At 67.0% G+C, this 12,445-nt stretch carries 11 protein-coding genes and 1 tRNA gene; 6 read left to right on the forward strand and 6 right to left on the reverse strand.

Features of this window, described 5'->3' with window-relative positions; genetic code table 11:
* Positions 1–24: 24 nt before the first annotated feature.
* Positions 25–921: a PhzF family phenazine biosynthesis protein gene (locus tag ASG51_RS07280; RefSeq protein WP_056379943.1), complete on the forward strand. Its 897-nt coding sequence runs from the start codon at positions 25–27 to the stop codon at positions 919–921.
* A complete protein-coding gene (locus ASG51_RS07285; RefSeq protein ID WP_056379945.1) occupies positions 914–1,630 on the forward strand; it encodes a hypothetical protein in 717 nt (238 codons plus the stop codon). Before ASG51_RS07280 ends, ASG51_RS07285 begins: the two co-directional genes overlap by 8 nt.
* Here ASG51_RS07285 and ASG51_RS07290 read toward each other — a convergent pair.
* Positions 1,621–1,950: a hypothetical protein gene (locus ASG51_RS07290; RefSeq protein ID WP_056213371.1), complete on the reverse strand. Its 330-nt coding sequence runs from the start codon at positions 1,948–1,950 to the stop codon at positions 1,621–1,623. The two genes, ASG51_RS07285 and ASG51_RS07290, sit on opposite strands and share 10 nt — an antisense overlap.
* Positions 1,951–2,116: 166 nt before the next feature.
* The gene (locus tag ASG51_RS07295) at positions 2,117–2,593 is read right to left on the reverse strand and encodes an SRPBCC family protein (RefSeq protein ID WP_244472563.1); all 477 of its coding nucleotides are present in this window, start codon (positions 2,591–2,593) and stop codon (positions 2,117–2,119) included.
* A gap of 570 nt (positions 2,594–3,163) precedes the next feature.
* Between ASG51_RS07295 and ASG51_RS07300 the strand changes: the two genes are divergently transcribed.
* Both ASG51_RS07300 and ASG51_RS07305 read left to right on the forward strand, forming a co-directional pair.
* The gene (locus ASG51_RS07300; protein WP_056277297.1) at positions 3,164–4,741 is read left to right on the forward strand and encodes a 2-isopropylmalate synthase; all 1,578 of its coding nucleotides are present in this window, start codon (positions 3,164–3,166) and stop codon (positions 4,739–4,741) included.
* A gap of 103 nt (positions 4,742–4,844) precedes the next feature.
* A tRNA-Lys gene (locus tag ASG51_RS07305) sits at positions 4,845–4,920 on the forward strand.
* A 105-nt stretch (positions 4,921–5,025) separates the two neighbouring features.
* Here ASG51_RS07305 and ASG51_RS07310 read toward each other — a convergent pair.
* Positions 5,026–5,235 (reverse strand): hypothetical protein, encoded by a 210-nt coding sequence (locus ASG51_RS07310; protein WP_056379946.1) that lies wholly within the window; start codon positions 5,233–5,235, stop codon positions 5,026–5,028.
* Positions 5,232–5,741, reverse strand: coding sequence for a hypothetical protein (locus tag ASG51_RS23965; protein ID WP_156389606.1), 510 nt, complete (start codon positions 5,739–5,741; stop codon positions 5,232–5,234). Before ASG51_RS23965 ends, ASG51_RS07310 begins: the two co-directional genes overlap by 4 nt.
* A 282-nt stretch (positions 5,742–6,023) precedes the next feature.
* Between ASG51_RS23965 and ASG51_RS07315 the strand changes: the two genes are divergently transcribed.
* Together ASG51_RS07315 and ASG51_RS07320 are read left to right on the forward strand one after the other, a co-directional pair.
* Entirely contained in the window at positions 6,024–6,263 is a 240-nt protein-coding gene (locus tag ASG51_RS07315; protein WP_056379948.1) for a helix-turn-helix transcriptional regulator, read from the forward strand.
* 31 nt (positions 6,264–6,294) lie between these two features.
* Positions 6,295–6,612, forward strand: coding sequence for a hypothetical protein (locus ASG51_RS07320; RefSeq protein ID WP_056379951.1), 318 nt, complete (start codon positions 6,295–6,297; stop codon positions 6,610–6,612).
* Between the two features lie 339 nt (positions 6,613–6,951).
* Here the strand turns inward: ASG51_RS07320 and ASG51_RS07325 are convergent, their stop codons facing one another.
* Together ASG51_RS07325 and ASG51_RS07330 are read right to left on the reverse strand one after the other, a co-directional pair.
* On the reverse strand, positions 6,952–7,515 hold the full coding sequence (locus ASG51_RS07325) for a hypothetical protein (protein ID WP_056379953.1): 564 nt from the start codon (positions 7,513–7,515) through the stop codon (positions 6,952–6,954).
* Between the two features lie 59 nt (positions 7,516–7,574).
* Complete coding sequence (locus ASG51_RS07330) at positions 7,575–12,314, reverse strand: hypothetical protein (RefSeq protein ID WP_056379955.1); 4,740 nt, start codon at positions 12,312–12,314, stop codon at positions 7,575–7,577.
* Positions 12,315–12,445: the final 131 nt, after the last annotated feature.

Consider the following 12,445-nt stretch of genomic DNA (forward strand, 5'->3'; position numbering starts at 1 on the left):
CTCAGAGAGCCTGGAGACCCCGCCATGCCCCGCCGCTTCGTGACCCTCGACGTGTTCACCGACACGGCGCTGACCGGCAATCCCCTGGCCGTCGTGCTCGATGCCGAGGACCTCGACACCGCCGCGATGCAGGCCCTGGCCGCCGAGTTCAATCTGTCCGAGACGGTGTTCGTTCTCCCGCCCGAGACACCCCGGCACCGCGCCCGGATGCGCATCTTCACGCCCACGTCGGAACTGCCCTTCGCCGGGCACCCCACCCTCGGCACCGCCATCCTCCTTGCCCTGCGCGACCAGCGGGCGGGGCTCACCGACGCGATGGCCTTCGGGCTCGAGGCCCCCCTCGGAACCCTGGCCTGCGTGGTCGAGCCCGGGGAGGGGCGCGGTACCGGGCGCTTCAAGATGCCGGGGCTCCCGGAATATCTGGGGGAGGGGCCCGAGACGAACCTGGTCGCGGCCGCCCTGGGCCTGGAGCCGGGTGAGATCGGCTTCGCCCGCCACGTCCCGAGCCGGCACCGGACCGGCCCTTCCTTCCTGTTCGTGCCCCTCGCCAGCCGAGCGGCCCTCGACCGGGCTCGCGTCGTGCCGGCAGCCCTCGATGATCTCGGCACTCCGGCCGCGCTCTACTGCTACACCCTCAACCCCGAACAGGTCGGCCACCGCTATCAGGCCCGGATGTTCGCGCCCCATCTCGGCGTGCCGGAAGACCCGGCCACCGGCTCGGCCGCAGCGGCCTTCGCCGGAGTGATGATGCAGTTCGAGCCCCTGGGCGACGGGGAGCACGACATCGTCCTACGCCAAGGCGTCGCCATGGGCCGACCGAGTACGATCGGGGTCCAGCTCGTCATCGAGGCCGGTGCCCTGCGCTCCGTGGAGATCAGCGGGGCGGCGGTGCTGGTGAGTGAGGGCACCCTGCTTGTCTGACGGTTTCACGCTGACGCCGCTCCGGCACATCGAGGCCCGGCTGGTCCCCTCCGACTGGTCCTGGGCCCGCGACCATGCCGGGGCGATCGCCGAGACCTGGGCGCGGCGACGCGCCGAGCGGCCGGACCTGTTCGACGGACGGGTGCTCCTTGCCCGCGATTGCCGCATCGACGGATCGACCTGCGTGATCGACCTGTTCGAGGTCGCGTATTCTCAGTTCCTCGCCTTCCGCCTGGCCGGCTCCCCGGATCCGGCGGTGACCAACGCCTTCGCGGCGGTGGTGCCGTGGAGCGCCGACGGCGCGGCCCTCTTGGGCATCATGGGCGGACACACAGCCAATGCCGGGCAGATTTACTTCGCCTGCGGAACCCCGGATCGAACCGACACCCGCGAGGGCGGTCGCGTCGATCTCGCCGGCAGCGCCGGGCGGGAGTTCCTGGAGGAAACGGGTCTTGCCCTTCCGGCCGATGCGCCGGAAGCGTGGGTTTTGGTCTCGGGCCAGAGCCAGCACGCCTTCCTGCTCCCGGTCCGCTTTGCGGAAACGGCCGAGGTGCTGCATGGCCGGATGGAGGCACACCGCCAAAGCGAGGCCGCGCCAGAACTCGCCGGCTTCGCCATCGCGCGCGGGTTGGACGACCTCGACGCCGCTCGGATGCCCGGCTTCGTGCGCGCCTATCTCACCGACGCCTTCGCGGGCGCTCAGCGGTAGCCGTAGCGTGCCTTGGCGGCGCCGAGCAGACTCAGGGCCTCACGCTCGCGGCCGCCCGCGCAGGCATCGGCGGCGTGGCGCAGGTCGGCCCCGAAGCGCTCGCCGACGGGCGGGTTGAGGTTGCCGGTAGCGACATCGCTCTCGACCACCGCCTGGGTGCGGGCGATGGACGGGCCGCAGCCGGTGCCCTGTGGCAGGGGCGCGGCGACCACGGGGGCTGCGGCGACGGCGACCGCGGGGGGCGCCGAGGCGGTCGGCTTGCAGGCGCCGAGTAGGGCGGCGGAGAGAAGGACGGCGACGGCGAGGCTGACCCGGGACACGGCGGCTCCTGACGGTACCCGTGCCGGGACACGGCACAGCTTGATCCGGGCCGGTTTTGCGCCGAGTGCTCTGGCTGGTCAATCGGGCGCGGGTCCGAATGAACCTGCAGGCGAGGGCGGCCTCGGGTGAGCCGCCCTCGATCTTGGTCCGCTTACTCCGATCCGCTTACTTGGACTTGTCGGCGATAGCCTTCAGGCCGGAATCGTAGATGCCGGAGATCGCATCGATTGCCACCGCATCCGGCGCGCCCTTCGCCTTGAAGCTGCCGGTCCAGTTCACGGTCGAGCCCGAGCCCTTGGGCATCACCGAGAGGGTCGAGGAATAGTCGCTCACCGGCAACGGACCGGAAACGATGGCATAGGTGTAGCTCATGGCCTTGTCGTCGCGCTTGGTCTGCGACTCGACGATGGTGCCGCCACCCTTCAGGCTCAGGGTTCGCAAAGCCTTGCCGCCGTCCTGCGACAGCACGCATTTCTCGATGGCCGGATGCCACTGACCGATGCCGCAGAAATCGCCGATGGTCGCCCAGACCTTGGCGGGAGGGGCGGCGACATCGATGGTCTTGGCAGCATCCAGCGCCAGCGCCGGCGCCGCTCCGGCGATCAGGGCGAGGGCAGGCAGGGCCAGGGTGCGCGACAGCATCCGCGACATAATGGGGATTCCTTCCAGATTTTTTCTTGCGTGGACGGACTGATTTCGCCGCCGAATCGTATTCGATCCACCAGCGAAGCTAGGCGGAGCAGACCGCACGGCAATGCATCCGGCCGAAACGATTGCGAATTCCATCGAGACCTTGTGGGGAACTGGGCTCTGAGACCGAATTCCTCCCTGTCCGGCGGTCGCGCGCATCGCTGGCGGGCGCGGCGCTGAAACTTGTCAAGCGGGCCCTCAGCGGCTAGGTAAACCGCCTTCGCAAGCGTTCGCGCGCCGCCGCGGTGCGCCCTTGCCTCTCGGGAGAGACGAGCCTTGGCCAGCGCCGGCTCCACGCGCAGCACGACCGACGCCGCCTTCGCGGCCGTCCGGTCGCGCGCGTCTCTCGCCGCCCTGCTTCTCCTTATCCGCCCCTGAGGGCCGTCCGGGCGCGTGCGCCTGGGCTCTCAGGGGAGTGCAGTTTGCGAAGGTCGGCGCCCGTCCACCGGCGCTTGCCCGGACCCCTCGATTTCCCGATGCCGCGTCCCCGGTTCTGGACCGCGTTCCGACAGGATACCCAGCATGACGACCTCCCCGACTCCGGCGCCCGAAGCCCGCGCGAAGGACCGCGTTCTCATCTTCGACACCACCCTGCGCGACGGCGAGCAGTGCCCCGGTGCCACCATGACCCTCGACGAGAAGCTCGCGGTCGCCGAACTCCTCGATACCATGGGCGTCGACATCATTGAGGCGGGTTTCCCCATCGCGTCGAACGGCGATTTCGCGGCGGTCTCCGAGATTGCCCGGCGCGTCAAGCGCGCCACCGTCGCGGGTCTCGCCCGCGCGATTCCCGCCGACATCGCCCGGGCCGGCGAGGCGGTGCGCCAGGCCAGGCGCGGCCGTATCCACACCTTCGTGTCGACCTCGCCGATCCACCTCGCGCACCAGATGCGCAAGTCCGAGGATGAGGTGGTGGAGATCATCCTGAAGACGGTGTCCCAGGCCCGCGACCTCGTCGAGGACGTGGAATGGTCGGCCATGGACGCCACCCGCACGCCGATCGACTATCTCTGCCGCTGCGTCGAGGCGGCGATCCGTTCGGGCGCCACCACCATCAACCTGCCCGACACCGTGGGCTACGCCACACCGGACGAGTACCGCCGGATGTTCCAGGACGTCCGGAACCGGGTGCCGAACGCCGACAAAGCGATCTTCTCGGTGCATTGCCACGACGATCTGGGTCTCGCCATCGCCAATTCCCTGGCCGGCATCGAGGGCGGCGCGCGGCAGGTGGAGTGCACCATCAACGGCATCGGCGAGCGGGCCGGCAACGCTGCTTTGGAGGAGATCGTCATGGCGATCCGTACCCGCGGCGACGTCATGCCCTTTGAGACCGGCATCGAGACCACGATGCTCACCCGCGCCTCGAAGCTCGTTAGCCATGCGACGAACTTTCCCGTGCAGTACAACAAGGCGATTGTCGGTCGGAACGCCTTCGCGCACGAGAGTGGCATCCACCAGGACGGCATGCTCAAGCACACGGAGACCTACGAGATCATGACTCCGGCTTCGGTCGGCGTTGCCAAGACCTCGCTCGTCATGGGCAAGCATTCGGGCCGGGCCGCCTTCCGCGCGAAGCTGGACGAACTCGGCCTCGTGCTGAGCGATAACCAGATGCAGGACGTATTCGAGCGCTTCAAGGCGTTGGCCGACCGCAAGAAGCACGTCTACGACGAGGACATCGAGGCCCTGGTCGACGAGAACCTCGCCACGGCGCATGACCGGATCCGCCTCGTCTCCCTGTCGGTGATCGCGGGCACCCGCGGCCCGCAGCGGGCGACCCTGAAGCTCGATATCGCAGGCCGGATGGTCACCGAGGAGGCCGTCGGAAACGGCCCGGTCGACGCCGTATTCAACGCGATTCAGGCTCTCGTGCCGCATCAGGCCGACCTCGAACTCTATCAGGTCCACGCGGTCACCGAGGGCACGGATGCCCAGGCCGAGGTCTCGGTGCGCCTCAAGAGCGGCGAGCGCAGTGTGACCGCTCGCGGCGCCGACCCCGACACCCTCGTCGCTTCGGCTCGTGCTTACCTCTCGGCCCTCAATAAGCTCGAAGCCTGGGCGGAGCGCCTGCATGCCCAGAGCCCGGCCGCGGTTTAGCCGAGAAAATAACGCCCCGGGGGTGGACACCCCCCGGGGCGTTTGCTATCAGCCCCCTCGTCGCAGCGGACTTGGTGGGCCGCAGCGATCGCCGCAAGGCGTTGGGTGCATAGCTCAGTTGGTAGAGCAGCTGACTCTTAATCAGCGGGTCCAAGGTTCGAACCCTTGTGCACCCACCAATCATCTCAGGCACTTAGCAGCAGATCTCAGATAAGACGCTTCCCGGCAAACAGCATTGGGAAGCGCATGGGAAGCGCGAGTGTACCTGCCACTCGATCTCCGTTCTAGACGCGGTCGCGATCCTGGTCGTTTCGGTTAAGCCGGACGACACAGCCAACGTCCTCTGCGCGGGCGCTGCGGTCGGGCTCATCAAGCATCGCCACGATCCGGTCGACTACATCGAGAGCGAGCTCGGCCAAGCGCTCGAACTCCTCACGGGGGATCTGCCGAGCGGGCGCCTGACGGCTGGGAGGGAATTGAAAGACGTTGCTCATGCTGAAGCCGGTTCCTTGACGTCAATGCGCCCTCGAACAAGATCAACGCCGTAAAAAAGCACTGCGATCTCATGCACTAATTCGTCGGGATCGATCAGTTCCAGATCGAAGAGTATTGTCTTAGCTGCCGCGCCTTCCAGTGTTCTAGCTGGCCTTTTCCTAAGTGGGCCAAGGATGCGCCAAATCTCTTTGTGGTTACGATCTAGCTTTTGGCTTGCTGCGTGGAAGCCTGTCTCAATAACAATCTTCCTCCGCTTTTTATCGTATGCTTTCGCCATGCTCATATCGATCGTCCAATCAGGACGATCTCCTATTTGCCGTTCAATGATGGAGGTACTTAGTTTCCGCAGCCTGTGAAACTCTGATTCAAGCTTCACGGTTTCCGCTAACATTGGACGAACTTGATCAGCGGCAGCAATCAACACAGCGTCGGGATGATGCTTTGCGATCTTGGAACGGATCACGCGAGATGCCGAGGCTTTCGTGGCTGCGGTACGCTCGGCCAACGAAAGGCTAGCTTCCGATCCCCGCGGGGGAGGACGGCGAACTGCGTTCATAGCAATGCTCCTGACGGTTGAGGCTCAAAGGGGGAGGATGCCGTAGGCAGCGACGCCGCCGACGATCAGGATGAAGGCCGCCAGCAACTCGCCGGCTGAGTTCAAGACGTGAAGGGTGGTAGGCATACTGCGCGTTCCACGTTTTTCGTTGATGCATAACGATATCCGTGGAAACCAAGGCTTGTCAACGGTTATCGTGGATGCGAAACGATATCCGTGGAGAACTGGCCGATGGCACTTACACCTGAGCAGTCGCGCGCGGCGCGGGGTCTCTTGGACTGGCCGCAAACTGAACTCGCGAAGGCAGCAGACCTGAGCGAGAGCACCGTGCGCGATTTTGAGAAGGGCCGGCGTGTGCCCAGCGTGAACAACCTCAAGGCGCTGAGAGCCGCGCTTGAGGAGGCCGGGATCATCTTCATCCCATCCAATGGCGAAGGCGCAGGCGTGCGCCTCCGGAAGCAGCCGGTATGATCGTCAGCGCGACTCGCTGAAAGGATCTCGAATGCCCGCCAAGGCCGTCATTTCGTTTGATAAGCTGCCGCTGTTCGTCCGGAACGATAATCACCTGGCCGAGGCCATCGTCGGGCCCGACGCGGAGCTCAAGCAGACCTGGCTCGCCAGCCTGCCGACCCTGGAAGCCCACGGCTTCCCGAAGAAGGTAGGCTATGGGCGATACCGCCCAGCTGTGAAAGAGTTCTACGATCGGTTCTGCTTGTTCGGCACTCCACCGCTGCCTGGAACTGGGGCGAAGTTCGAGGATTCTGAATCCTGGACCCGTCCTAAGCGCAGAGGGTTCAAGCGGCCGACCGACAAGCGGTAGGCTTTAGGCTGCAGCCAGGATATTTGGCGCGCCTGCCACTGAATTCGACGCTGAGGAATCCGAGCTGTGCCATATTATTCAGTGCGAATTACCGGTGACGATTGTGAAGCTCAGGCCATGGAGGCCAGTCAAATATTCAATGGACGAGCTGCTGATTATACGGGAAGCGTACATTTCTTCTATGTTCAAAGAGGTCACAGTCTCGAAATGCTCAAGATGAATGTTGAGAGTGTTGTTGGCGATGAATGCGAAGTAGAAGTAAAGAAAATTACTAAGAGCGAGTACAACTGGAAAAGTCGGTAGGTATTCGATCGTTGTGCGTATGGTGCGCCGTTCAGGCTAACGCATCGCTTCGGTTATGGCTTCCTGCAAGCGTCGTAGTCCTAGCTCAGCATGCGCGGCGCGCTCCTCTGCGCGCTTCGCCCGGTCCTCCGCGGCACGGACGCGGGCCTCACTGTCCTGCTCGCGGGCTGACAAGCGGCGGATCCCGTCGAGGGTCGCTTTCCAATCAAGGTGCCCCGCGTCCTCCTCCTGTGCGTCGGCTTCCTCGTCGAGCATGTCGGCAAGGGTGCGGCGCTCGTCGCCATCGTGCTCGATGATCTGGTCTTCGTGAACGTGCAGAGTCATTGCAGTCTCCGGGGACGGAATTCGGGACAGGAGCAGGGCGGTCTCGGCGTGGGTCGGGATTCCGAGGCGTCCGTCGTCGACGAGCACAAGGCGGGCGTGCAGGGTGCCGGCGATCAAGGGCAGGCTCTCCCAGCCGATGCGCCGGGCGTTTTTGGCGTTGGGGCTGGTCAGGGAGGCTTCGAGTTTTCCTTGATAACCTTCGGCCCATCCTGCCTTGAGATCGACGGCGAGCTGCGAGAGCCCGAGCTGCTGGCGCCGAGCGACGAAGTTCGCCATCAAATCCGGGAAGGTCTCGATTAGGGCTGGGGCCGGAGCCGGGAGGCGCGGGTTTCCCGTCACGGGCGGGGCTCCATGCCCCGTTCCATCGGCTCGACGCCAATTGAGCGGTTCAGGCCGTCCTCCACCTCGTTGAACAGCCGGCGGATGTAGACGAGGTTCTGGGCCGGGATCAGCCTGCGAGCCGACTGCGTGTCGCGTGCGCTCCAGCCTTCCTCCGACATCGGCGCCCCGAGGATGCCCTGTAGGGACTGGATTTTGCCGGCGGTCGGGCCTGCCAGCATGTCGGTGATCGAATTGGCCGAGAACTTCGACAGCGGCTTGTCCGCGCCGATCAGCCGGTACATATCGGCCTGCCCGCGTGTCGCCTTCGCCGCCATGGTGTTCGCCTCATCCAGCCATCCGAGGATGCCAGACCTGGCGATGCTCTCCTTCATCCATTCGGAAGGCGTGCCAGGAAGCGGTCGATCGGCTGCAAGAGCGTAGGCCGCGGCCGAGATGCTGCCGGCGGAGATGGCGGTGACCAGGCCCGCGAGGGTGTTGGCATCACGCCGCTGCAGGTTCGCCCGCATGATCCGCTGCGTCGAGGCGAAGACGAAGCTCTTGTGCTGGCCGAACAGCCCGAGGAGAGGGCGGGAGAGCCATAGGGGCTTTTCCTGGCCCGGGGTCACAACGGCGATGTTCACCTCCCGGCGCACGGCCTGTTCGAAGGCAAGGCGGGCGTCTCGGTCGATCCAATCGGCCGTGTTCGGCAGGTGCACCTCGTCGATGATCCGGCCGCCCCGATCGAACTGGTCTCGGATGCGGACAGCCATGCTCGCTTCGATGTTTGAGGCGGCCAGATCCGACAGATCCTTGGCCGTAGCCCTGCCCAGCCGCACTCGCTCCGCCGCCTGCAGGATGGCGTTCATCGAGGAGATGCCGGCGACCGTCTTCGTGAAGTCGGTCCACGGCGCCTGCAGGTTCAACACCTGGAATTTCTCGGCGAACATGTGCACGCCACGCTCGAGGCGGGACGTCGGCTGCCACCCCGCGGAAAGCTCGTCGAGCGCAACGGATCGTGTCGCCAGCGCCATCTCGGACGCGAGGCCGAGTGCCTTCAACTCAGCCTTGGCTCCCGCCCAGGCTTTGCTCTGCCCAGCCAGCCCCTTCAGCCACGGCGCATAGGCTCCTCCCAGCACGTTGCCGAAGCCCCACCGGAAGACGGCGCCGGCCACGTCGGGAATGCTGCTCAGCACGGACCCGCCGAGGTCGAGGATGGAGTTCGCATCCCGAACCATGGCGCCGACCCGCGCGGCGTTGCGTGAACCGGTGTCCCCCTGCAGCGCGAAGGTGCCTTTGATCCGGTCACGGATGCCGCCCACGTCCCGGATATCGTCCCGGCTCTGGTTGATGACGCGGGCCTGCTCCTCGGGTGTGAGAACCGGCGAGCCGTCCGGCCGGCGTTGCGCCACCGCGGCCTGCGCTTCGTCCTGGATCGCCCGAACCCGCTCCGTCAGCATGGGATCGCCGAAGCGCTCGGCGAGCACAACATCGGGCACCGTCTGGCGCAGGTACTTGCGGACAACGCGCTCAGAGGATCGCTCCAAATAGGGGGCGATGATGTCGTTCGGGATATTGAAGTTCCGGGAATGCAGCGCGCCGCGCGCAGTGTTGCCGCCCCCCGGGCCCGCCGCGGGCGAGGCATCGGCGTAGGGCAGGCGGCCGTCCGGCGAGGAGATGATCCGATCCGCGATCTCGCGCGCTCGGTCTGCCAACTCTTCGCGGGTGAACTGCTTGTCCGCCCCCAAAATACGGCGGACGGCGGTCTGCACGGCATCGTCGGCGGACGCGAGGCGCGCGGTCGGGTGAGGCTTGCCGGCAGCCTCCGCGGCAGCTGCACGCCGGGCCTCCAGTCTCTCGCGAGATTTTAGGGCGGACACCGCCTCGGCGGCGCTGTTGCCGCCCCAGGCTCGCACTTGGTCCTCGATGTCGGTGAGGACGCGGGCGTGCATCTGCTCGTTGATATCTTTCGCCTGCCGAAGCAGGTCGCGCTCCCATTCCGCGAGGCTCTGGCGCCCTTCGAGTGTTCCGAAGCGCCGAGCGTTGGCGTCGGCGGCGCTGCCGGCCTCTACTGCCCGGATACGGTTGCGTCCCGTTGCGCGGTCCACCTGGGCCTTGCGTGCCCGTGCCGATGCGACCACGTCGCGATAGCCGTGGACCACGTCGCGGGCCGCCTGCAGCTGGTTCTCGGCGTCCTCCAGGCCGATCGACGGCGCGCCGCCGCCATCGTCAGCGAAGCGCTCCGGCCCGGCGGCCTCGGGTCCGGCCATGTCCCGCTGAAACCGGGCGACGTCGACCCGCTTGTTCGCGTCGTACCCCAGTCGCGCCATCTCCGCGCGCAGGTCCGCCGCGACCTTGCCCATCTCCCAGGTCTTGAACTCGGCGTCCGGCAGGTGCTCGCGTGCGTACCAGGCCGGCGAGCGCCCGCGCACCGCCTCGTCCAGGATCCTCTCGACATCGACGGCGCTCGGCCGCTCCGGGAAGATGCCCGGGAAATCCTGCGTGAAGCGCTCGCCCCATTCGTCGAGGGAGCGGCCCTGCGGGTTGATCAGCCCGGGCCGGCCCTTGCCGCCCGTCATCGTGCGGACCTCGCCGCCCGTGTCGTTCACGCCGCCGTTCTCGACGATGTACGAGACGAAGTTCGGATCCTTCGGCGCCTTCCGCCGGCCTATGACCAGATCGGCCATCATCTCGTCGTCGGGCGTCGCCAGGAAGCGGCCGCGCAGCTCGGCCTCCTCCGCCCGGTCGAGCGCCGGCGGCGTCATGCGGGACTGACGCTCGGCGCGCCGGGCGTCCTGGATCTGGGCCGCGAGCTGCTGAAGTTGCTCCCGGGTCGCGGGGTTCGTGGCCTGGGCCTGCATTGAGGCCGTAAACTCGGACAGCTCCGACAGCTCACCCGCCTGGTCCCCGATCCGCTCCTCGATCTCGGCGGCCCGAGCGCCGGTCCGGTTGGCCTCCATGCCGCGTTCTGCCTGGCGAGAGGCAAGGTCTCGCAGGCGGGCCTCGCGTCGTTCCAGCTTCGCGGCGATCTTGGCACCGTCGGCGACAATCGAACGGCGTGTAGCATCGAGGTAGTCGACGCTCTGCTGCACGGCGACCTGGCGCGTCTGCTCGGCCTCCAGCCAGCCCGTGGTGTCGTCGACAAACTGCGGGAGGTGCGCCTTCAGGTACTCGGTGTTGAAGACACGATGGAAGTAGTCGGACGCGCTGTCGACGTCCTTGAGGGCGGCGAAGTACTCCGTTTTCTGAGCCCGCACGAACCAGGGCAGGAACACGTTCTGCCTGATCCAGGTGGCAACCTCCGCCACCTCGGGGATCTCGTGCTGATCGCCCCGCATCATGGCGTTGCTGACCGCCTCATCGAACTCGGTCGTCGTCAGCTTGCGCTCGGTCCCGGCCGGCGTGCGTCGGATGTCGATCGCAGCTCGGGTCTTGGCGAACGAGGGCACCGCCTCGCGGGAGCCGAAGAAGTAGCGGGTATAGGCATCATCCACGACGGCAGCGTGGGCCACGTTGAGGGTGTCGCGCGCGTGGGTGATCTCGCTCTCCGCCGGGCCGACACCGCCGCGCGCCGTCGCCCGGAACCCGCCCGCCACCGTGTTATCGACGGTCTGCAGCGCGACCTCCGCCAAGTCTGCGAGGGTTCGACGGGCTGAAGTGATTGGCGAGGCGAACAGGCGGGACACGGGATCGGCTCGGGAAAGCGCGTACCCAACGCCGGGAATGCGGTCGAGGAGGTCGCTTGCCGGCTTCGATGTGCGAGCGTCGGCCACGTCTGCGCCGGCCGCCTGCGCCATGCCGGGGCCGTTCGAGTTGGCGGCGGGCAGGGTCTTCGCTCGCGGCTCTACGTGCTCCATCGCCGCCAGCGCGTCGTCGAGTGTCCGGACCTCGAACGGAACGCGCGTGTCCAGGTCGTGCACCCGGGCGCCGGCTTCGATCTCCGCGGCTGCATCGTTCGCCAGAACCAACGGCGTGCGGGCGCCGGTCTCCGCATCCACCTGCACGAGGCGCCCGGTCGTCGGCGCGACCTGCACATCGCCCTCCGGCAGCACGGCGCGGATCTCCGCCGGCGCCGGCTGCAGGGGCTCGGTCTGCCAGGAGACGTCCTGCCGCCACTCCGGCGCGCGCTCGGCCGACGGCGCGGTCATGCGCAGGTCGCGCGCGGCGGCCGGCGGCGCCTGTCCGGACAGGAATTCCCGGTCCGCGTGGAGCTGCCGCGCTAGGATCCGCGACTCGGCGCCGGTCAGCAGCGCCGCCGCACCACCACCGATCAGGCCCGACAGGATGGTCGACGAAGCGATGGTATGTAGGGCGTCCTCGCCCGTGTAGGTCAGCTGCCCGGCACTCATCATGGCCGCGCTCGCCGCGCCCTGCGCCGCGCCGCTCGCCGCGCCGAGGGCGATGGACCGACCAACCGCAACGCCGCCGCGGACGTTGCGCGCGATCACCCCAAACGGCAGGAAGATGGTCGGGTCGATCAGCCCAGCACCGAGCGATGCCACCGTGCCGCCAATCCCGGCTTGCTCCAGCATGCGCTTGTCGCCGAGCTCCTTGTCGATCCGGCCCTTCAGCTCCACCGTCTCCTCCGGCGAGCGCGAGCCGACGAACCGCTCGCCCCAGTCCCGGGCGTAGGACGTGCCCTTGATGTCCTCATACGGATTGTAGTCGGGCCCGGCCGGCGGATAGACGCCCGTCGGCAGCGTTGTGAGCCCCCCGATGGGAGAGCCCGTACGGAAGGCCGCGCCCAGGACATCCACTGGCGGGACCGGCGCCCGCGGTGGTGCTGGATCTGTCTGTCGTCAGATGATTTGGGACATTCAGCGGTGTTCAGGAGCGGAGGCTCTGGTCCATCTGGGGTAAGAGGTTAGGCAGCCTGCGCGTGATGGCG

This window comes from Methylobacterium sp. Leaf465, from assembly GCF_001424705.1.
GTDB lineage: Bacteria > Pseudomonadota > Alphaproteobacteria > Rhizobiales > Beijerinckiaceae > Methylobacterium.